The sequence below is a fragment of the Arcticibacter sp. genome (assembly GCF_053551015.1).
In genome coordinates, this window is the sequence record NZ_JBMQOB010000023.1 from 82,935 (window position 1) to 102,873 (window position 19,939).

The 19,939-nt window shown below is 44.4% G+C and carries 29 protein-coding genes; 7 read left to right on the top strand and 22 right to left on the bottom strand.

Going from position 1 to position 19,939, the window contains the following annotated elements:
* Window positions 1-83: 83 nt before the first annotated feature.
* The 22 genes from map to rplC form a co-directional block, all read right to left on the bottom strand.
* Window positions 84-863, bottom strand: coding sequence for a type I methionyl aminopeptidase (gene map / locus ACO1NU_RS17395; RefSeq protein WP_448819772.1), 780 nt, complete (start codon window positions 861-863; stop codon window positions 84-86).
* 9 nt (window positions 864-872) lie between these two features.
* Window positions 873-2,213, bottom strand: a complete 1,341-nt coding sequence (gene secY / locus ACO1NU_RS17400) for a preprotein translocase subunit SecY (protein ID WP_448819773.1) — start codon at window positions 2,211-2,213, stop codon at window positions 873-875.
* A 7-nt stretch (window positions 2,214-2,220) separates the two neighbouring features.
* Complete coding sequence (gene rplO, locus ACO1NU_RS17405) at window positions 2,221-2,667, bottom strand: 50S ribosomal protein L15 (RefSeq protein WP_448819774.1); 447 nt, start codon at window positions 2,665-2,667, stop codon at window positions 2,221-2,223.
* A gap of 2 nt (window positions 2,668-2,669) precedes the next feature.
* Window positions 2,670-2,849: a 50S ribosomal protein L30 gene (gene rpmD, locus ACO1NU_RS17410; RefSeq protein ID WP_407425345.1), complete on the bottom strand. Its 180-nt coding sequence runs from the start codon at window positions 2,847-2,849 to the stop codon at window positions 2,670-2,672.
* Window positions 2,850-2,853: 4 nt separating this feature from the next.
* Complete coding sequence (gene rpsE, locus ACO1NU_RS17415; RefSeq protein ID WP_106294686.1) at window positions 2,854-3,372, bottom strand: 30S ribosomal protein S5; 519 nt, start codon at window positions 3,370-3,372, stop codon at window positions 2,854-2,856.
* Between the two features lie 11 nt (window positions 3,373-3,383).
* On the bottom strand, window positions 3,384-3,737 hold the full coding sequence (rplR, locus tag ACO1NU_RS17420) for a 50S ribosomal protein L18 (protein WP_448819775.1): 354 nt from the start codon (window positions 3,735-3,737) through the stop codon (window positions 3,384-3,386).
* 5 nt (window positions 3,738-3,742) lie between these two features.
* Window positions 3,743-4,300: a 50S ribosomal protein L6 gene (gene rplF, locus ACO1NU_RS17425; protein ID WP_448819776.1), complete on the bottom strand. Its 558-nt coding sequence runs from the start codon at window positions 4,298-4,300 to the stop codon at window positions 3,743-3,745.
* A gap of 17 nt (window positions 4,301-4,317) precedes the next feature.
* Entirely contained in the window at window positions 4,318-4,716 is a 399-nt protein-coding gene (gene rpsH, locus ACO1NU_RS17430) for a 30S ribosomal protein S8 (protein ID WP_106294692.1), read from the bottom strand.
* Between the two features lie 97 nt (window positions 4,717-4,813).
* The gene (gene rpsN, locus ACO1NU_RS17435) at window positions 4,814-5,083 is read right to left on the bottom strand and encodes a 30S ribosomal protein S14 (protein ID WP_448819777.1); all 270 of its coding nucleotides are present in this window, start codon (window positions 5,081-5,083) and stop codon (window positions 4,814-4,816) included.
* A complete protein-coding gene (rplE, locus tag ACO1NU_RS17440) occupies window positions 5,076-5,645 on the bottom strand; it encodes a 50S ribosomal protein L5 (protein ID WP_448819778.1) in 570 nt (189 codons plus the stop codon). Before rplE ends, rpsN begins: the two co-directional genes overlap by 8 nt.
* The gene (gene rplX, locus ACO1NU_RS17445; RefSeq protein ID WP_448819779.1) at window positions 5,642-5,986 is read right to left on the bottom strand and encodes a 50S ribosomal protein L24; all 345 of its coding nucleotides are present in this window, start codon (window positions 5,984-5,986) and stop codon (window positions 5,642-5,644) included. The genes rplE and rplX overlap by 4 nt, the downstream gene beginning before the upstream one ends.
* A gap of 1 nt (window position 5,987) precedes the next feature.
* Entirely contained in the window at window positions 5,988-6,356 is a 369-nt protein-coding gene (gene rplN, locus ACO1NU_RS17450) for a 50S ribosomal protein L14 (RefSeq protein WP_106294700.1), read from the bottom strand.
* Window positions 6,356-6,610: a 30S ribosomal protein S17 gene (rpsQ, locus tag ACO1NU_RS17455; protein WP_448819780.1), complete on the bottom strand. Its 255-nt coding sequence runs from the start codon at window positions 6,608-6,610 to the stop codon at window positions 6,356-6,358. The genes rplN and rpsQ overlap by 1 nt, the downstream gene beginning before the upstream one ends.
* A gap of 13 nt (window positions 6,611-6,623) precedes the next feature.
* Window positions 6,624-6,851 carry a 50S ribosomal protein L29 gene (gene rpmC, locus ACO1NU_RS17460; protein ID WP_448819781.1) on the bottom strand — a complete coding sequence of 76 codons (228 nt, stop codon included), beginning with the start codon at window positions 6,849-6,851 and terminating at the stop codon, window positions 6,624-6,626.
* 86 nt (window positions 6,852-6,937) lie between these two features.
* Window positions 6,938-7,360: a 50S ribosomal protein L16 gene (rplP, locus tag ACO1NU_RS17465; protein ID WP_448819782.1), complete on the bottom strand. Its 423-nt coding sequence runs from the start codon at window positions 7,358-7,360 to the stop codon at window positions 6,938-6,940.
* A 40-nt stretch (window positions 7,361-7,400) separates the two neighbouring features.
* Window positions 7,401-8,321, bottom strand: coding sequence for a 30S ribosomal protein S3 (gene rpsC / locus ACO1NU_RS17470; protein ID WP_448819783.1), 921 nt, complete (start codon window positions 8,319-8,321; stop codon window positions 7,401-7,403).
* A gap of 6 nt (window positions 8,322-8,327) precedes the next feature.
* On the bottom strand, window positions 8,328-8,690 hold the full coding sequence (gene rplV / locus ACO1NU_RS17475) for a 50S ribosomal protein L22 (RefSeq protein WP_448819784.1): 363 nt from the start codon (window positions 8,688-8,690) through the stop codon (window positions 8,328-8,330).
* A gap of 3 nt (window positions 8,691-8,693) precedes the next feature.
* A complete protein-coding gene (rpsS, locus tag ACO1NU_RS17480; RefSeq protein WP_448819785.1) occupies window positions 8,694-8,960 on the bottom strand; it encodes a 30S ribosomal protein S19 in 267 nt (88 codons plus the stop codon).
* Window positions 8,960-9,784, bottom strand: a complete 825-nt coding sequence (rplB, locus tag ACO1NU_RS17485) for a 50S ribosomal protein L2 (protein ID WP_448819786.1) — start codon at window positions 9,782-9,784, stop codon at window positions 8,960-8,962. The genes rpsS and rplB overlap by 1 nt, the downstream gene beginning before the upstream one ends.
* A gap of 7 nt (window positions 9,785-9,791) precedes the next feature.
* Window positions 9,792-10,082: a 50S ribosomal protein L23 gene (rplW, locus tag ACO1NU_RS17490; RefSeq protein ID WP_106294716.1), complete on the bottom strand. Its 291-nt coding sequence runs from the start codon at window positions 10,080-10,082 to the stop codon at window positions 9,792-9,794.
* 1 nt (window position 10,083) lies between these two features.
* Window positions 10,084-10,713, bottom strand: coding sequence for a 50S ribosomal protein L4 (gene rplD, locus ACO1NU_RS17495; RefSeq protein ID WP_448819787.1), 630 nt, complete (start codon window positions 10,711-10,713; stop codon window positions 10,084-10,086).
* Between the two features lies 1 nt (window position 10,714).
* Window positions 10,715-11,332, bottom strand: a complete 618-nt coding sequence (gene rplC / locus ACO1NU_RS17500; RefSeq protein ID WP_448819788.1) for a 50S ribosomal protein L3 — start codon at window positions 11,330-11,332, stop codon at window positions 10,715-10,717.
* A 477-nt stretch (window positions 11,333-11,809) separates the two neighbouring features.
* Here rplC and purN point away from each other — a divergent pair, with 477 nt between their 5' ends.
* From purN to rodA, 7 genes are all read left to right on the top strand, one after another.
* Window positions 11,810-12,397, top strand: a complete 588-nt coding sequence (purN, locus tag ACO1NU_RS17505; protein WP_448819789.1) for a phosphoribosylglycinamide formyltransferase — start codon at window positions 11,810-11,812, stop codon at window positions 12,395-12,397.
* 314 nt (window positions 12,398-12,711) lie between these two features.
* The gene (gene purH, locus ACO1NU_RS17510; RefSeq protein WP_448819790.1) at window positions 12,712-14,238 is read left to right on the top strand and encodes a bifunctional phosphoribosylaminoimidazolecarboxamide formyltransferase/IMP cyclohydrolase; all 1,527 of its coding nucleotides are present in this window, start codon (window positions 12,712-12,714) and stop codon (window positions 14,236-14,238) included.
* A 56-nt stretch (window positions 14,239-14,294) separates the two neighbouring features.
* Entirely contained in the window at window positions 14,295-15,317 is a 1,023-nt protein-coding gene (locus tag ACO1NU_RS17515; RefSeq protein ID WP_106294726.1) for a rod shape-determining protein, read from the top strand.
* 85 nt (window positions 15,318-15,402) lie between these two features.
* The gene (mreC, locus tag ACO1NU_RS17520; protein ID WP_448819791.1) at window positions 15,403-16,242 is read left to right on the top strand and encodes a rod shape-determining protein MreC; all 840 of its coding nucleotides are present in this window, start codon (window positions 15,403-15,405) and stop codon (window positions 16,240-16,242) included.
* Window positions 16,235-16,750, top strand: a complete 516-nt coding sequence (locus tag ACO1NU_RS17525; RefSeq protein ID WP_448819792.1) for a rod shape-determining protein MreD — start codon at window positions 16,235-16,237, stop codon at window positions 16,748-16,750. Before mreC ends, ACO1NU_RS17525 begins: the two co-directional genes overlap by 8 nt.
* Window positions 16,750-18,687 carry a penicillin-binding protein 2 gene (gene mrdA, locus ACO1NU_RS17530; RefSeq protein ID WP_448819793.1) on the top strand — a complete coding sequence of 646 codons (1,938 nt, stop codon included), beginning with the start codon at window positions 16,750-16,752 and terminating at the stop codon, window positions 18,685-18,687. The genes ACO1NU_RS17525 and mrdA overlap by 1 nt, the downstream gene beginning before the upstream one ends.
* Window positions 18,680-19,939, top strand: coding sequence for a rod shape-determining protein RodA (gene rodA / locus ACO1NU_RS17535; protein ID WP_448819794.1), 1,260 nt, complete (start codon window positions 18,680-18,682; stop codon window positions 19,937-19,939). The genes mrdA and rodA overlap by 8 nt, the downstream gene beginning before the upstream one ends.

Below are 19,939 nucleotides of genomic sequence, written 5' to 3' on the forward strand. Positions count from 1 at the left end.
ATTTAATTAACTCCAAACATTTGGGGTTGCAAAATTAAATAAAATATTTAGTTTATTTTAGTTATTATAATAATTATTATATACTAACTTTTTAAAACCTCATCAACATAGTCAAATGTCGACAAAATATCCGCTTTTCCTTTGCGTATCGCCACGGTATGCTCGAAATGGGCCGAAGGCTTGCCATCTATTGTACTGACAGTCCAGCCATCTTTCCAGAACTTCACACCGGCTTTCCCCAGGTTGATCATCGGCTCGATAGCGATCACCATACCTTCTTCCAGCTTCATACCCGTTCCACGTTTACCATAGTTCGGAACTTCCGGCTTCTCATGAAGTTTAAAACCAACACCATGACCAACAAGTTCTTTTACTACACCGTATCCGTGTTTTTCCGTGTACTCCTGAACAGCGTACCCGATATCCCCAATCCGGGAACCGACCACAGCTTTTTCAATACCGCGGTATAATGATTCCCGCGTAATATCTAAAAGCTGACGAACTTCCGGATCAATCTCTCCCACTGCGAACGTAAAAGCTGAATCGCCCACAAAATTGTTCAAAACCGCACCGCAATCAATTGATATTACATCACCCTCGCGCAGTTCATCATTCCCAGGGAAGCCATGAACCACCCGGTCATTCGTTGAGATACAAAGAGAATATGGAAAACCGTTATAATTGAGGAAGGCTGGAACACCCTTATGATCTCTGATGAAGGTTTCAGCAACCCTATCCAGCTCTATAGTTTTAACGCCCGGCTTAACCAGGCGTCCAACTTCGGCGAGAGTTTTTGATACGAGGAGCGCGCTCTCTCGTATCAATTCAATCTCTTCGTCCGTTTTAAATTTTATTTTAGACATTAGTTCTGATTAAATCACAGACCCTGACGCGCCTGTATCAGCAGCAACCGGAGTGCGGCCTTTTAATCTGCCTGTCTTCATCAAACCATCGTAATGACGCATCAGGAGATGGCTCTCAATCTGCTGTAAGGTATCCAGAACAACACCCACTAAGATCAGCAGCGATGTACCGCCGTAGAAGTGAGCAAAGTTGCTGTTTACACCCAATACGATAGCGATAGAAGGAAGAATCGCGATCGCTGCAAGGAAGATAGATCCTGGTAATGTGATCTTGGAGATCACAGAATCGATATAGTTCCCTGTAGCAATACCCGGCTTAATACCCGGAATAAAACCGCCGTTCTTTTTCATATCATCTGACATCTGAACAGGGTTAACTGTGATGGCAGTGTAGAAGAAGGTAAATGCAATGATCAGCAATGCAAAGGTCAGGTTATAGGCAACAGATGTATAGTTGCTTAACGATGCTAAAACCGGACCTTGGGCCGCAGGGAAAAACTGTCCCAGCGTAGTCGGAATAAACATCAGCGCCTGAGCAAAGATGATAGGCATTACACCGGCAGCATTAACCTTTAAAGGAATATACTGACGAACGCCGCCATATTGCTTGTTACCAACGATCTTCTTTGCGTACTGAACCGGTATTCGTCTGACTCCCTGAACCACAAGAATAGTAAACACCACAACAAAGAACAATGCTGCAATCTCTACGATGAAAGGAATGATCCCTCCTAGTCCGTTGAGTCTTGAATCAAACTCGGTAATAAATGCACCAGGTAACTGGGCAATAATACCTACCATGATAATTAAAGAAATACCGTTACCAATACCCTTATCCGTAATCTTTTCACCTAACCACATCACAAATAACGTACCCGCAGTGAGAATCACCATCGAGGATATTGTAAACAAAGGCTCAGCCAGTAATCTGGCATCAGGAGTGATCTGCGTACGTACGTACCCGATAGCCTGCAAGAGCGTGATCGCTACTGTCAGGTAACGGGTAATCTGAGTAAGTTTCTTCCTACCACTCTCCCCTTCTTTTTGCATCTTCTGAAAGTACGGCACAGCAATACCTAAAAGCTGCACAACAATCGATGCGGAAATGTAAGGCATAACTCCAAGGGCGAATATGGATGCCCGGGCAAATGAACCTCCGGCAAACATGTTTAAAAGCCCCAGGATACCTTCCCTGGCTTGTTGATTATCCAATGCTGTAGCGCTAACGCCCGGAAGCACAATAAATGATCCTACACGGTAAATCAAAAGAAATAAGAGTGTGTTTAAAATACGCACTCTTAAGTCTTCAATCTTCCAAATGTTGGAAAGGGTAGTGAATAACTTCTTCATTAATTAATTATAATTTAACAATTGCACCACCAGCTGCTTCGATTGCTTTCTGAGCTGTAGCTGTAAAAGCATGAGCGGAAATATCAAGCTTAGCCTTCAGTTCACCTCTTCCAAGGATCTTCACAAGGTCATTCTTAGATACTAATCCGTGCTCTTTCAACGCAGCGAAGTCGATAGCTGTTAAGCTGAACTTCTCAGCGAGGGCTTGAAGAACATCTAAGTTAATACCTACGTATTCCACACGGTTGATGTTTTTGAAACCAACCTTAGGTATACGACGTTGCAAAGGCATCTGACCTCCTTCGAAACCTACCTTAGATGAATATCCTGAACGGGAACCGGCACCTTTATGACCGCGGGTGGAAGTTCCACCGCGACCAGAACCCGTACCACGTCCGATTCTCTTTTTATTTTTTGTTGAACCTTCTGCAGGCTTTAAATTACTTAAGTTCATGATTAAATACTTTCTACTGCTACTAGATGATTAATTTTCCGTACCATCCCGATAATAGCCGGGGTAGCTTCCACTTCTACAGCTTGGTTAATCTTTTTCAAACCTAGAGCTTGCATAGTTCTCTTCTGGCGCTCGCTTCTGTCGATAACGCTTTTAATCTGAGTGATCTTGATCTTCGCCATGTTCTTATCCGTTAAAAACTTTATTAAGATCCACACCACGTTGCTGAGCTACAGTATAAGCATCTCTCATCTGAGATAAAGCAGATACAGTTGCCTTAACCACGTTATGCGGGTTAGATGATCCTCTTGATTTCGCTAATACGTTATGTACACCGGCACTCTCAAGTACCGCACGCATCGCACCACCAGCAATAACACCGGTACCATTAGCAGCTGGCTTGATTAGAACGAAACCACCTGAAAACTTACCATACTGCTCATGAGGAACTGTTCCATTAATGATAGGAACTTTTACTAAATTCTTCTTAGCATCGTCAATACCTTTAGCGATAGCCTCAGTTACTTCCTTTGCTTTTCCTAAACCATATCCTACTACACCATTCTCGTCACCTACAACAACGATGGCTGAGAAACTGAATGTACGACCACCCTTAGTAACTTTAGCAACACGCTGAATACTTACTAAGCGATCTTTAAGTTCAATTTCGCTTGATTTAACTCTCTTTATATTGATTGTTGACATTTATTCTCAGATTAAAAGTTTAAACCAGCTTCACGTGCACCTTCTGCAAGAGACTTTACACGACCGTGGTATAAATAACCATTTCTATCAAATACTACCAGACTAATACCAGCAGCAATAGCTTTTTCTGCTACAAGCTTTCCAACAGCCTTAGACTGTTCAACTTTGTTTCCATTTGCAGAAAAATCCTTTGACAAAGATGATGCTGAAACTAGAGTTTTTCCTGTAGTATCATCGATAACCTGAGCATAAATGCCCTTATTACTTCTGTATACAGACAAACGAGGACGATCAGTAGAACCAGACAGTCTCTTTCTTATACCTTTTTTTATACGCTCTCTGCGAGATAATTTAATTCCTGACATGATTACTATTTTTTAGCTGCTGATTTACCTGCTTTTCTTCTCAATACTTCACCTACGAACTTAATACCTTTTCCTTTGTATGGCTCAGGAGTACGTAATGAACGAATCTTGGCAGCAACTTGTCCTAACAACTGTTTGTCTACGCTTTCTAAAATGATCGTTGGATTCTTTCCTTTATCAGCAGTAGTCGCTACTGTGATTTCCTTAGGTAATTCAAACACATAATGGTGAGAGAAACCTAATACAAGGTCCAATGTATTACCTGTGTTTGTAGCACGGTAACCAACACCAACCAGCTCCTGCTGAACTTTGTAACCTTCAGTCACACCTATAACCATGTTGTTAATAAGTGAGCGGTATAAACCATGAAGAGCTTTGTGGCGCTTCTGATCTGTAGGACGTTCAACAGTTAAAATTCCGTTATCCTGAGATACAGTGATCTCACCGTCTAATCTTTGCTTTAATTCACCTTTAGGGCCTTTTACCGTCACTACATTCTCTGCAGAAACCGAGATAGTAACACCTGAAGGGATTGTTATCGGGGCTTTTCCTATTCTTGACATCGTTTAATCCTCTTTGATTAATGAACGTAACATAATACTTCACCACCGATGTTAAGGTTGCGGGCCTCCTTGTCAGTCATCACTCCCTTAGAAGTTGATACAACTGCAATTCCCAAACCGTTTAATACACGTGGCATGCTGTCTACACCTGAATATTTTCTCAAACCAGGCTTACTCACACGTGTTAGAGTGCGAATAGCAGGAACTTTAGTTACAGGATGGTACTTCAAGGCAATTTTGATAACGCCTTGTACGGTATTGTCCTCAAACTTGTAGTTCGCGATGTAACCTTTATCAAAAAGAACTTTAGTTATTTCTTTTTTAAGGTTTGATGCAGGAATTTCCACAACCCGGTGGTTGGCCTTAATGGCATTCCTTACTCTTGTAAGATAATCTGCTATTGGATCTGTATTCATTACTTGTTGTTTATGATAGTGGTTTCCTTCTTTTTTGCGGACCTGCTATCGGTTAAATCTTTATGTGGAGGTTGGGAGCCAGGCCCCCAACTTTATATTACCAGCTTGCCTTCTTTACTCCTGGGATCTTTCCAGCCAGAGCCATTTCACGGAATGTAACACGTGAAATACCAAACTGTCTCATGTATCCACGAGGACGGCCAGTCAGCTTACAACGGTTGTGTAAACGTACTGGTGAAGAGTTCTTAGGCAACTTGTCTAAAGCGACTAAGTCTCCTTCAGCTTTCAAAGCAGCTCTCTTCTCAGCATACTTGGCAACCAACTTTGCACGTTTAACTTCACGTGCTTTTATACCTTCTTTAGCCATTATTAACTGGTGATTGATTTTTGAACGGTAAACCGAATTGTTTTAATAACTCTAACGCCTCAACATCATTTTTTGCGGAAGTTACAAAAGTAATATCCATACCCATAATTTTATTGATTTTATCAATGTTGATCTCTGGGAAAATGATCTGCTCAGTAACACCTAAAGTATAGTTACCGTGTCCGTCGAAGCCTTTATCGTTGATACCTTTGAAATCACGGATACGAGGTAAAGCAACAGCGATCAATCTGTCTAGAAACTCATACATCTGGTTGTCACGTAAAGTTACACGAACACCAACCGGCATTCCTTTACGTAATTTGAAGTTAGAGATATCTTTCTTTGATTTTGCTGCTACAGCCTGCTGACCAGTGATGGTAGTAAGCTCTGCGATTGCGTTGTCAATTAACTTTTTATCAGTAGTTGCAGCACCAACACCCTGGTTGATAGCAATCTTCTGAAGTTTAGGAACCTGCATCACGCTCTTGTACTGAAACTTTTCTTTCAGCGCAGTACGGATATCGTCCTGATATTTGGATTTTAATCTTGGTACGTAACTCATTGCTTAACTTCCTCCCCTGATTTTTTAGCGATTCTAACCAATTTACCTTCTGCGTTCTTTTGTTTTCCAACGCGGGTTGGTTTGCCAGTTTTAGGATCCACTAACATCACGTTCGAAACATGGATAGCGGCTTCTTTCTTAATAATGCCACCGTTAGGGTTTGCAGCATTTGGTTTAGTATGGCGGGATACGATGTTCGCGCCTTCCACAACAACCCTGTTAGCTTTTAATAAAACCTCAACGATTTTACCTTGCTTACCCTTTGAGTCGCCTGCTATTACCTGTACTAAATCTCCTTTACGGATCTTCAGTTTAGGCAAGATATTCTTTTTCTTTTCCATGTTACAATACCTCCGGTGCTAATGATACGATTTTCATGAATTGCTTTTCACGCAGCTCTCTCGCAACCGGACCAAAGATACGGGTACCTCTCGGCTCGTCCTGATTATTTAATAAAACTGCTGCGTTATCGTCGAAACGGATATATGAGCCATCTTTGCGTCTCACTTCTTTTTTCGTTCTAACAACAACTGCTTTTGTAACAGTTCCTTTTTTCACGTTTCCAGAAGGAATAGCGCTTTTTACGGTAACAACAATTTTGTCACCAAGAGAAGCATACCGCTTCGCGGTACCTCCCAGAACACGGATCACTAAAACTTCTTTAGCTCCGCTGTTGTCTGCGACATTTAGTCTTGATTCCTGTTGTACCATTACTTAGCCCTTTCTAAAATTTCAACTAATCTCCAGTTCTTAGTCTTACTCAGAGGACGAGTCTCCATAATCAACACGGTATCTCCGATACCACAAGCGTTGCTTTCGTCGTGAGCCATAAATTTGGTAGTCTTGTGAACAAACTTACCGTAGATAGGATGTTTTACTTTCCTCTCTACAGCAACAACGATAGATTTTTCCATCTTGTTGCTCACTACCAACCCTGTACGGGTCTTTCTTAATTTTCTTTCCATTTCGACTCTAAAATTATTCAGTTTCAGAAGCGGACTCTTTCTCAGCAGCAGCAGCCGCCTTACGTTTAGTCAATTCTGTGTTCAAACGTGCGATCTCTTTTCTCACCTTGCTTATACGAGATGGATTCTCGATGGCAGAAACTGTATGCGCAAATTTTAATTTAGTAAGATTGCCTTTCTCCTCGCTGATGCGGGAAACAATCTCTTCAGTTGATAGCTCTAATATTTCTGAGGTTTTCATCTTTTCGTTTTCTTAGTTGTTGGTTGTAAGTTGTTCCGTCATCGTTATTAAGCATACAACAAAACAACTCACAACCTGCAACTTTATTATGCTTCTACGTAATCTCTACGTACTACAAATTTTGTCTGTACCGGTAATTTTTGAGCTGCTAACCGTAGTGCTTCTTTGGCAATTTCCAAAGGTACGCCTTCTGCTTCAAAAATCATTCTTCCCGGGCGAACAACGGCAACCCAGTATTCCGGAGCTCCCTTACCTTTACCCATACGTACTTCCGCTGGTTTCTTGGTAACGGGTTTGTCAGGGAATATACGAATCCACACCTGGCCTTCACGTTTCATGAAACGTGTAACCGCAATACGTGCAGCTTCAATCTGACGGCTGGTGATCCATGCCGGTTCCAGCGATTTAATTCCGAAAGATCCGAATGAAAGTTCCGCTCCACGTGAAGCTAAACCTTTCATCTTTCCTTTTTGCATCTTTCTGAACTTCGTTCTTTTTGGCTGTAACATCTTTTTCTGTATTTATATCTTTACGATGTCTGAACTTCAATTATTTCTTTGCGCGAAATCCTGCACCACCGCCACCGCGGTTAGCACCTGGACCTCCAGGGCGGTTACCTCCCTGACCTCCGGGACGGTTCTGGCCTCCAGCGTTTCCACCACGGTTGTTTCCACCACGGTTTCCACCTCTGTTATCTCCAGCTCCACCACGTCTGTCGTTAGCACCACGTCTGTCGTTTCCGCCTCTTCTATCTCCTCTTTCGCCAGCACCATATGAAGAGTTACCTTCTCCGCCTCTGCCTCTTACACCAGTTGTTTGACCGATGTTAGGAGATAGATCACGCTTTCCGTAAACTTCACCTTTACAGATCCATACTTTAACACCGATCTTACCATAAGTAGTAAGAGCTTCTGCTAATGCATAGTCAATGTCAGCACGAAATGTGTGCAAAGGAATTCTACCGTCTTTATATTGCTCAGTACGTGCCATTTCAGCACCACCTAAACGACCTGAACACATGATCTTGATACCTTCAGCTCCGATACGCATAGTTGATGCAATTGACGTTTTCATTGCACGACGGAATGAAATACGTGCCTCAAGCTGTTTTGCGATACCTTCAGCAACTAATTGTGCGTCAAGCTCCGGGCGTTTGATTTCGAAGATGTTGATCTGAACTTCCTTTTTAGTCAGTTTTTTCAACTCTTCTTTGATCTTATCAACTTCCTGACCACCTTTACCGATAACGATACCTGGGCGGGCAGTGTGTACAGTGACAGTGATACGCTTTAATGTACGCTCGATCACTAATTTGGCAACGCCACCTTTTGCGATACGTACAGAAAGATATTTTCTGATCTTTTCGTCTTCAACTAATTTCTCAGAATAGTTGTTGCCACCGAACCAATTAGAATCCCAACCTTTGATGATTCCTAATCTGTTACCTATTGGATGTGCTTTTTGTCCCATTTCTGATTAATTAGTTTGTGATTCAAGATTCTTGCTGTCCACTACTATAGTAACGTGGTTTGAACGCTTACGAATTCTGTGTCCACGACCCTGAGGTGCAGGTCTAAGTCTTTTCAACTGACGACCGCCGTCTACAGTAACTGTTTTCACAAACAATTCACTTTCTTCCGGGCGCTGACCCTCGTTTTTCGCTTCCCAATTCTTGATAGCTGACAATAAAAGTTTTTCAACTCTCTGTGCAGCTTCCTTGTTGGTATACTTTAATATATATAGTGCCTTTTCAACTCGCTCGCCACGGATAAGGTCAACAACCAATCTCATCTTACGAGGCGAGGTAGGGCAATCATTTAATTTTGCTACTGCTTCCATTGCTTATTTCTTCTTTTCAGCGTGACCTCTAAATGTTCTGGTTGGAGCAAATTCTCCCAACTTGTGACCAACCATATTTTCAGTTACATACACCGGAATGAACTTATTACCGTTGTGAACTGCGAATGTATGACCTACGAAATCCGGGGAGATCATTGACCGGCGTGACCAGGTTTTGATAACCGATTTCTTGCTTGTCTCGTTCATAGAAAGCACTTTGCCTTCTAAATTATGATCGATATAAGGGCCTTTTTTAATTGAACGTGCCATTATTTCTTCCTCCCTTCAATGATGTAACGATTCGAACTCTTCTTCTTGTTTCTGGTTTTGTAGCCCTTAGCTAACAATCCGGTTCTTGAGCGTGGGTGACCTCCTGAAGATCTTCCCTCACCACCACCCATAGGGTGATCTACCGGGTTCATTGCTACACCTCGAACGCGTGGACGACGTCCCAACCAGCGTGTTCTACCCGCTTTACCTAACACTTCGTTAGCTCTTTCAGCGTTAGAAACCGAACCGATTGTTGCCATACAAGATGACAAGATCATACGAGTCTCACCTGAAGGTAATTTGATAATAGCATACTTTCCGTCACGCGCAGATAACTGTGCATAGGCACCGGCACTACGAGCGATTGTTGCTCCCTGACCTGGGTTAAGTTCAATGTTGTGAATGATTGAACCCAGAGGGATGTTTTGCAATGGTAATGTGTTTCCAACCTCTGGAGCAGACGCTGCACCTGATACTACAGTTTGTCCAACTGTTAATCCTTCAGGAGCAATGATGTAACGCTTCTCTCCATCAGCATAGTGTAGCAGAGCTATACGAGCTGTACGGTTTGGATCGTACTCAATTGTGGCAACTTTTGCGGGGATGTCTTGTTTATCGCGTTTAAAATCAATCAATCGGTACGACTGTTTATGTCCCCCACCGAGATAACGCATAGTCATTTTACCGGTATTATTTCTACCACCTGACTTCTTGATCGAAACTACTAACGATTTTTCTGGAACGTTTGTAGTAACATCTGAATAATCGCCGCCAACACGGTGACGAGTTCCAGGGGTAACCGGTTTAAATCTTTTAACTGCCATGTTCTAATTAAATATTGCTGTAAAAGTCAATAGTTTCACCATCTTTTAACGTTACGATCGCTTTCTTGTATTTAGGCGAGCGGCCTGATACAAATCCTGCTTTTGTGTAACGGTTCTTTGCTTTACCATCTACCACCATGGTGTTTACAGCACTGATGCTTACACCAAACATCTGCTCAATTGCAGTTTTGATCTGCAACTTGTTAGCTCTGTGGTCTACCTTGAATGCGTATCTGTTTAGCTTCTCAGTTAACGCAGCTGCTTTCTCGGTTAAAATAGGCTTCTTTAAAATTTCCATATTACTTGGCGAATGCCTCCTCCAATAATTTAACAGAACCTGTAGTCAGGATAAGCTTTCCTGCGTTCAACACATCGTATGTGTTTAACTGATCTGCAGTGATCACTTTCGATTTCTTCAAGTTTCTGCTTGATAAATACACATTGTTATTTGCTGCTGGTAAAACCAATAAAGTTTTCTCAGTTGCAACATTCAGATCAGATACCAACTTCGCGTAGTTCTTGGTTTTGATTGTATCAAAAGAAAAATCTTCAAGAACAACGATGCTGTTATCCTGTGCTTTGTATGATAAAGCTGACCTACGAGCTAGTTGCTTTAATTTTTTGTTCAGCTTAAAGCTATAATCACGTGGCTGAGGACCGAATACACGACCACCACCATTGAATAAAGGCGACTTGATGTTACCCGCACGTGCACCACCTGTTCCTTTTTGCTTGTATAACTTGCGGGTTGAACCAGCAATTTCGTTACGCTGTTTTGATTTATGTGTTCCCTGACGCTGATTAGCAAGATATTGCTTCACGTCAAGATAAATCGCGTGATCGTTTGGCTGTACGCCAAAAATCGCTTCAGGAAGTTGCACCTTGGCACCTGTCTCTTTACCTGAAATATTTAATACGCTAACTTCCATCTTATTTATCAACGATTACGTAAGAACCTTTAGCTCCCGGAATTGAACCGCTAACTACTAATAAATTTTGTTCAGCGTACACTTTCAAAACCTGAAGATTCTGAACTTTCACACGTGAACCACCTGTACGACCAGCCATACGCATACCTTTAAATACACGTGAAGGCCATGAAGAAGCACCTAATGAACCTGGCGCTCTAAGTCTGTTGTGCTGACCGTGAGTCTGCATACCAACCCCAGCAAAGCCGTGTCTTTTAACAACACCCTGGAAACCTTTACCTTTTGATGTACCAACTACATCAACAAAGTCGCCTTCAGCAAAAATCTCCACAGTAACTGTGTCGCCTAAACTTTTCTCATCTTCAAACGTCTTAAACTCCACAAGCTTCCGCTTTGGAGTAGTGTTTGCTTTCGAAAAATGGCCTTTCAGCTGCTGAGTAGTGTTTTTTTCCTTCTTCTCATCGTAAGCCAATTGAACAGCCTCATAGCCGTCAACCTCTTCGGTACGAAGTTGCGTAACAACGCAAGGGCCAGCCTCAATCACCGTGCATGGAATGTTCCTTCCATCGGCATCGAAAATGCTGGTCATTCCTACTTTTTTTCCAATAATACCTGACATTTCTTTTTAATTCTTTTTTGCGCCCATCGAAGCAGTAGGGCTTCGCTCAAGGCAAGTAAATCCCTCGAAAGGGAGGGCAAAGATAGGAATGTTTAATTAATTATCAAAGACTTAGCGATTTATTTTTAGCGATAATCGCCCTCTTTCCGGCACCTTTCTTCGCCTTCCTGAAAATCACGGTTAAATTCCCCGCTTTTTTACGATGGAATACCATTAAAGAACCTAACTATCAATCCGTTCAGCGGTTAAAAAATTTTCACACTTTCCCTTCTGCCCGCGTGCCGTTTCTGCTCCCGCAGAACCCCAAACTCAGGGTTGCGACTAGGTGCCGCCGGCCACAGCTCTGAACAGGCCGCCGGAACAGGCCCGCCAAGCGGCGTAAAACGGAGAAAACGCCGGCGGTTTTTAGCCGAATATGAACCTTAATTTGCTTCTTCCAGACTTAAAACAATATATTTGGACTTACCACTTTGAAATATGTCACTTAAGAAAAGGATTGCCATTTTTGCTTCAGGGTCGGGTTCCAATGCCCAAAAGATAATGGAACACTTTAATAAACACCCTGATGCGGAAGTCGCCATTGTCTTGTGCAACAACCCGAATGCATATGTCATTCAACGTGCAGACAATTTCGAGATCCCTTCACATATCTTCGACAAGTTCGACTTCTATCAAACCGATCACATTGTCAAATTGCTGAAATCAATGGAGATCGACCTCATTGTCCTTGCAGGCTTCCTCTGGCTCATCCCTGAAAACCTGCTGGCAGCATTCCCCAACCAGATCATCAATATCCATCCGGCGCTCCTGCCCAAGTATGGGGGCAAAGGCATGTATGGCGACCGCGTACACCAGGCGGTGCTCGATAATAAAGAAGGCGAATCGGGAATCACGATCCATTTCGTTAATGAGCACTTCGACGAAGGAGAAATTATCCACCAGTCCAGGTACCGCATTGACCCGGCGGATGATATCGAGATGGTCAAGTTCAAAGGTCAGCAGTTAGAGCACCTCCATTATCCGAAAGTAGTGGAAAGCCTGCTTCGGAAGATGAAATCTCTATAAGACATCCTTACCAGGAACCTGACGCAATGGTATTGCCAGGGGATTTCACATGCAGTTAATCTGATGCCAACCCGGCAGTCAGCCAGCAAAACACGGGTCATATACGGGTGAGTAGCGTCTGATCTCCGGATTAGCATGCTTTTAGCAGCCGTCCTGACACCAGAAAGTCCCCCTGCAGACGCCTTTTTCTACTCCTTCCATTATATAAGGTGTGAAAAGACAGCTATTAATACATCTTTAGAGGTTTTTTCCAAAGATTCTAATATGATTTTACCCTTCAAAAATCCTATCTTTGCCGCTTAATTTTTCAATACATGAACCATCCTGTTAAAATAAAAAACGCTTTAATATCAGTATATTACAAAGACGGCCTGGAACCGCTGATCAGACAACTGCACGCATTAGGTGTAACATTTTATTCAACAGGAGGCACGGAGAGCTTTATTAGGGATCTGGGCTTTGACGTGGTTCGTGTGGAAGACCTGACAGGCTACCCTTCTATTTTAGGTGGTCGCGTGAAGACCCTGCACCCCAAAGTGTTCGGTGGAATCCTCTCAAGAAGAAATCTGGAGGAGGACAAAGCACAGGCTGCACAATATGAAATCCCGGAAATCGACCTGGTGATCGTAGACCTTTATCCTTTCGAAGAAACGGTAAAAGCCGGACTCGGCGAAGAGGAGATCATCGAGAAGATCGACATCGGCGGTATTTCTCTGATCCGCGCTGCTGCGAAGAATTTCAACGATGTGGTGATCCTGTCATCTAAAAATGATTATTCAGAACTGCATACTATATTAGAGGAGAACAACGGTGCAACTTCATTGGAGCATCGTAAGGCTTTTGCCAAGAAAGCATTCAACACATCCTCTCACTATGATACAGCCATCTTCAACTACTTCAATCGGGAAGACGCTCTTCCGGTGTTCAAGGTAAGCGAGCAAAATTCGTCTGTTCTTCGTTACGGAGAGAACCCTCACCAAAAGGGATATTTCTACGGGGACCTGGATGCAATGTTCAGCAAACTGAATGGCAAGGAGCTTTCCTATAATAACCTGGTCGACGTAGATGCAGCTGTTGCTTTGATCGACGAATTCAGCGAACCTACCTTCGCGATCCTGAAGCATACCAATGCCTGTGGCGTGGCTTCCAAGAGCAACCTGCTGGATGCATGGAAAGTTGCTCTCGCTTGCGACCCTGTTTCTGCCTTCGGTGGTGTGATCATCTGCAACGGTGAGGTTGATGAGGAAACGGCACGTGAAATCAGCAACCTTTTCTTTGAAGTCCTTATTGCTCCTGCTTTCAGCGAGAAAGCCCTGGAGATTCTGACCGAGAAGAAGAACAGAATTTTGCTGCAGCGTAAAGAGACCGCTTTACCTACGAAGTTGTTTAAAACCTTGCTTAACGGTGTGATCGAGCAGGACAAGGATGCTACAATAGAAGGTCCGGACCAGATGACCCCGGTAACAACGGTTGAGCCTACTCAGGAGCAACTCATGGATCTTTACTTTGCCAACAAGCTGGTAAAACATACCAAGTCGAATACCATCGTGATTGCGAAAGACGGACAACTTCTGGCAAGCGGTGTAGGGCAAACCTCCAGAGTCGACGCGCTGATGCAGGCACTTGAAAAAGCAAAGACCTTTGGCTTCGACGTAAAGGGTTCAGTAATGGCTTCCGACGCATTCTTCCCTTTCCCTGATTGTGTAGAGATTGCAGCCGACGCAGGCATCGCAGCTATCCTGCAGCCGGGCGGATCAATCAAAGACAAATTATCTGTTGATATGGCTAATAGCAAAGGTGTCGCTATGGTGACTACAGGTGTTAGGCATTTCAAACATTAATTTAGTACTGAACATTTTACTACATTTGCATACTTTAACAATTTAAAATGTCCTTAATGGGTTTATTTAATTGGTTTACACAAGAAATAGCAATTGATTTGGGTACAGCAAATACCCTCATTATACATAATGACAAGGTTGTAGTAGACGAGCCGTCAATCGTGGCGTTCGATCGTACCACCAATAAAATTATCGCCATAGGCAGACAGGCTATGCAAATGGAGGGTAAAACCCATGATAATATCCGCACCGTGCGCCCGCTTAAAGATGGTGTGATAGCCGATTTCAACGCTGCCGAGCATATGATCAGGGGAATGATCAAAATGATCAACAATGGCAGAGGATGGTTCTTCCCTTCTTTGAGGATGGTGATCTGTATCCCTTCGGGCATTACTGAAGTGGAGAAAAGAGCGGTACGCGATTCAGCGGAGATTGCAGGAGCTAAAGAAGTTTACCTGATCCACGAGCCGATGGCTGCTGCCGTAGGTATCGGAATCGACGTAGAGGAACCGATGGGTAATATGATTATAGATATCGGTGGTGGTACTACCGAGATCGCTGTAATCGCTTTATCCGGTATTGTATGCGACCAGTCTATCCGCGTTGCGGGTGATAACTTCGACAGCGATATCGTACAGTACATTCGTCGCCAGCACAACATCATGATCGGTGACCGTACGGCGGAGAAGATCAAGATTGAAGTAGGTGCCGCTTTGCCAGAGTTGTCTGAGCCACCTGCAGACTTTGCAGTGCAGGGAAGGGACCTGATGACGGGTGTTCCAAAGCAGATCACGGTGTCCTATACAGAGATTGCTCATTGCCTTGATAAATCAATCTCCAAGATCGAGGAAGCGATTTTAAAAGCACTGGAGATCACTCCTCCTGAATTATCCGCGGATATTTACCAGACTGGTATTTACCTGACTGGTGGTGGTGCATTGCTGAGAGGGCTTGACAAGCGTGTTGCTGCGAAGACTAAACTTCCGGTGCATGTGGCTGAAGATCCTTTAAGAGCTGTTGTACGTGGTACAGGTATTGCCCTGAAAAACATCGGTGGTTACAAATTCTTAATGCAATAAATTATATATGCCGACCTGTAGACAGACTGAATCGTAGTGCTGTTTACAGGCCGGCATTTGCTTAACATATAACATCTACTAGTTTATGCGTAATCTCTGGCTTTTCATCAGTAAGTATAACGCATTCTTTTTCTTCATCATCTGCTTCATCATTTCAGTCGCACTGGTTGTCAGAAACAACTCCTATCAGCGATCCGGCGTATTTAACTCCGCCAATCATTTCATCGGTGAAACATATACCCGCATCAACAAAGCGCAGCGTTACTTACGCCTCGCTGAGGTAAACGATAGCCTGGCAAAGGAGAATGCATTGCTGCGTCAGGAACTGAAGCTATCCTTTTTCGACGACAGTGTTGTAGCGCAGACCGTAAAGGACACCGTTTCCAGACAGCAGTACACGTATATTGTAGGTAGGGTGATCAACAACTCCATTCATCAGAAGAACAATTATATCACCATCAACCGGGGCCGTCGGCATGGCATTCAGAGTGGTATGGGGGTGATCTGCGCTTCAGGTGTTGTAGGGATCGTCAAAGATGTTTCGGAAGATTTTGCCACGATCTACTCCCTGTTACATAGTGACACGAAGATCAGCGCCAGCATTGTGGAGAGCCAGGCCTTTGGCTCACTGGTCTGGGGCGAAGAGAATACCAATCCGCGCTTAGCCGTTCTGCAGGATATCCCCAACCATATCAGCGTACAGACAGGTCAGCACGTGGTAACATCGGGCTACTCCACCTTATTCCCTGCGGGGATGCCTATCGGGCGGATACTACGTACCCGGGAAAGAGGCGGCGAGAGCTTCCCTGAAATCGAGGTAAGGCTGGATACTGACTTTGCCACGCTGCAATATGTATATGTCATTAAAAACCTCTTCGGTCCCGAAAAAGAAACTTTAGAAAAGCTGAGCAAAAAAGATGGGTAGAACTATAATCACGAATATTATCCGGTTCGCTGCTTTGATTTTCATTCAGACGTTCCTATTGAAGAATATCGGCTTTTACAACCTGTCGATCCCTTTTCCATATATCCTGTTCATCATGCTGCTGCCTTTTGAAACACCCAACTGGCTGCTATTCTTGCTGGCCCTGCTCACAGGATTGACGGTAGACTCCTTTTACGATACAGTAGGGATCAATGCGGCGGCTTGTTCCATGCTTGCATTGGTCAGGGTGATCTTCATCAACGTGACAGTTGAGCGACAGGGTTTTGAAAACGAGCCTGAACCCAGGCTGGGGATCATGGGATTTCGCTGGTTCTTCGTCTACACGATCGTACTGACGCTGTTTCATCACCTGACACTGATCCTGCTGGAATCTTTCGGGTTTTTCGACCTCCAGTACGTACTAATTCGCTTTCTTTTCAGTTCTCTTTTTACCATATTTTTAGTCATCATATCAGAATTCATATTCTTCCGTAAGAAAGAGCGTTAATGAACAGTTTTTTTCAGCGTAAATACGTCGTCCAGGGGATTTTTATTGCAATAGCACTTATTTTGCTGACTCGCCTGTTCTATATTCAGGTGGTCGACAAGAGTTATTTCCTGTCGGCCAATAATAACGTGATCCGGAAAGTGATCATCTATCCGGCAAGGGGGGTTATCCTCGACCGGAAGGGAAGAATACTGGTACAAAATGAGCCCGTGTATGACCTGATGGTTATTCCCCGTGAGGTAAAGCCTTTTGACACGCTGGAATTCATCCGTTTGATCGGAATCGACAAGAAGGGCTTCGATACACGTTTTAACAAAGCAAGGAGCTATTCTCCCTACCGGGCATCCATCTTCGAAAAACAATTATCCGCACAATTATTTGCGTCCTTTCAGGAAAAGCTGACCAAGTTCCCCGGCTTCTATGTACAAAAACGATCTGTGAGACGCTACCCCGACAGTATTGCCGCTCAGTTTTTCGGATACATCAATGAAGTGAAGGAATCGGACATTGAACGTTCCAAGGGCTATTACAAACCCGGCGATTATATTGGCAGGACCGGCGTAGAGAAATCATATGAGGATCTGCTGAGAGGTCAAAGGGGTGTCGAAAACCAGATGGTGGATGCCTTCAACCGCCCTAAGGGACACTTTGCCGACGGCGCCTACGATACACTGGCGGTAACGGGAAAGAAACTGATTTCCTCCCTGGATAGAGATCTGCAAAGGCTGGGAGAAAAGCTGATGCATAATAAGATCGGGAGCATTGTAGCGATCGAGCCATCTACAGGCGAGATCCTGGCGTTTATAAGCAGCCCGAGTTACGATCCTAACCTGATGGTGGGGCGCGACAAGGGCAATAACTACATGAAGCTCCTGAGGAACCCTCATAAGCCACTTTTCATCAGGCCTACCATGGCCGAGTATCCTCCGGGATCCATCTTCAAAGCAATTAATGCACTAGTGGCCCAGCAAATGGGCAAGATCAATGCCGAGACACGGTTCTATTGTCCGGGAGCCTATTACTACGGACGCCGCGGCAAGATGGGTTGTACGCACGTGCATGGTTCGATCAACCTAATTGAATCTATTCAATACTCCTGCAATACCTATTACGGTTATGCTTATAACCGGATGATCGACCATTCAGGCATGCGTTCGGTCAAGGCTTATCGTAACTGGCATGATGCCGTTAACCGCTTCGGTATTGGTTCCAAGCTGGGAGTCGACCTGCCAAACGAGCGAAAGGGACTTTTGCCGACGGCAGAGTTCTACACCAAGCATTTCAGGAGCGACAAATGGACCTCCGGATATAATATTTCTCTGTCCATCGGTCAGGGTGAATTAGGAATCACCCCTCTTCAGATGGCTAACGTTGCGGCGACCATCGCAAACAGAGGCTTCTATTACACCCCGCATTTCATCCGGGGCATCGGAAAAGATCACGTGGTGAGGGAGGAGTACACAAAGAAGATAAGTGCCGGCGTAGAAGCCAGGTACTATCACCCCGTAGTAGAGGGGATGAGCAGAGCGGTAAACGCTCCGGGGGGTACGGCCTACCCTATCGCTCAGATCCCCGGCATAGAAGTTTGTGGCAAGACCGGTACTGTACAGAATCCGCATGGTGAAAACCACTCGGTGTTCTTTGCTTTTGCTCCCCGGAATAATCCGAAGATTGCTATTGCGGTGATGGTGGAGAATGCCGGATATGGAGCTACATGGTCTGCTCCTATTGCGAGTCTGATGATGGAGAAATACCTGAGAGATACAATCACCCGGCCGAAATATTATACCGAGCGACTATATAATGCTAACCTGCTTCCCGGCGCAAAGCCTAAGGCCAAACCGGCACAGCGTCAGAAGGTAGACAGCCTTCCGAAGGTTGAGGTAAAGCCGCTCGAACAAGTTCCCACTCCTACATTGACAACGACAAATGATTAATCAACGCAGCCTGTTCTTTAATGTTGACTGGCCCCTGATACTGATCTATCTGGCCCTTTGTGTGATCGGATGGTTTAATATCCATGCTGCTGTTTACGATCCCTTATACCCCGGCATCATGGATATGAGCACCAACTATGGCAAGCAGTTTATGTTCATCATCTCGGCGGTGATCCTGGGAGCAGTGATCCTCTTGCTGGACCCTAAGTTCTTCAGTACCTTCTCACCCGTATTTTACGGGATCACGCTGCTTCTGCTGATTGCAGTACTGGTGGTGGGACGAAATGTGGGCGGGAACCAGGCCTGGATACCGATAGGGAGTTTCAGGTTGCAGCCCTCGGAGTTCGCGAAGTTCTCCACCTGTTTGCTGCTGGCGCATTACATCAGCTCCACTAACCTGAAAATGCATGAGTTTAAGATGATCGGCATTTGTGTGCTGATCCTCCTGATTCCCACGAGTCTGATCATGCTGCAGCCTGATACAGGTTCGGCACTTACCTTTACCGCCCTGATCTTTGCACTGTATAGAGAGGGCCTCTCCGGATATGTGCTGATCATTGGTGCCATTCTGATTTTGCTTTTCGTACTGGCACTGCTCATTAACAAGTTTATCCTGGTCGGCGTTATCGTAGGTGTTACCGTTTTGGTGATCCTGCTGTCTCGTGAGAGCCGAAAATATGTTCAGCCTATTGTCGTTTCTGCGGCCGTAGCTGTTGCCTTCATCTTCTGTGTCAACTTTGCTTATCAGAACATCCTGCAGAGCCATCAGCGAAACCGTATTGACGTTATTCTGGGAAAGCTGGATGATCCGCGCGGACAGGGTTATAACCTCAATCAGTCGAAGATTGCTATCGGCTCGGGCGGACTATGGGGGAAAGGGTATTTGCAGGGTACGCAGACGAAGTATGATTTTGTGCCGGAGCAAAGTACCGACTTTATCTTCTGCACGGTTGGTGAGGAATGGGGTTTTGCAGGCAGTCTCGTGGTGATTGCTTTATACCTGACGATGCTCCTGCGAATTGTCAATATTGCAGAGCGGCAACGCTCGTCATTCTCGCGGATATATGGTTATGGAGTAGCCTCCATCCTCTTCTTCCACTTCTTTATTAATATAGGGATGACGATCGGCCTGGTACCTGTTATAGGTATCCCCCTGCCTTTCTTAAGCTATGGGGGATCATCTTTATGGAGTTTCACCATCCTGTTGTTCATTCTGCTTAAGCTCGATTCGAACAGGATGGGTGTGATCTAG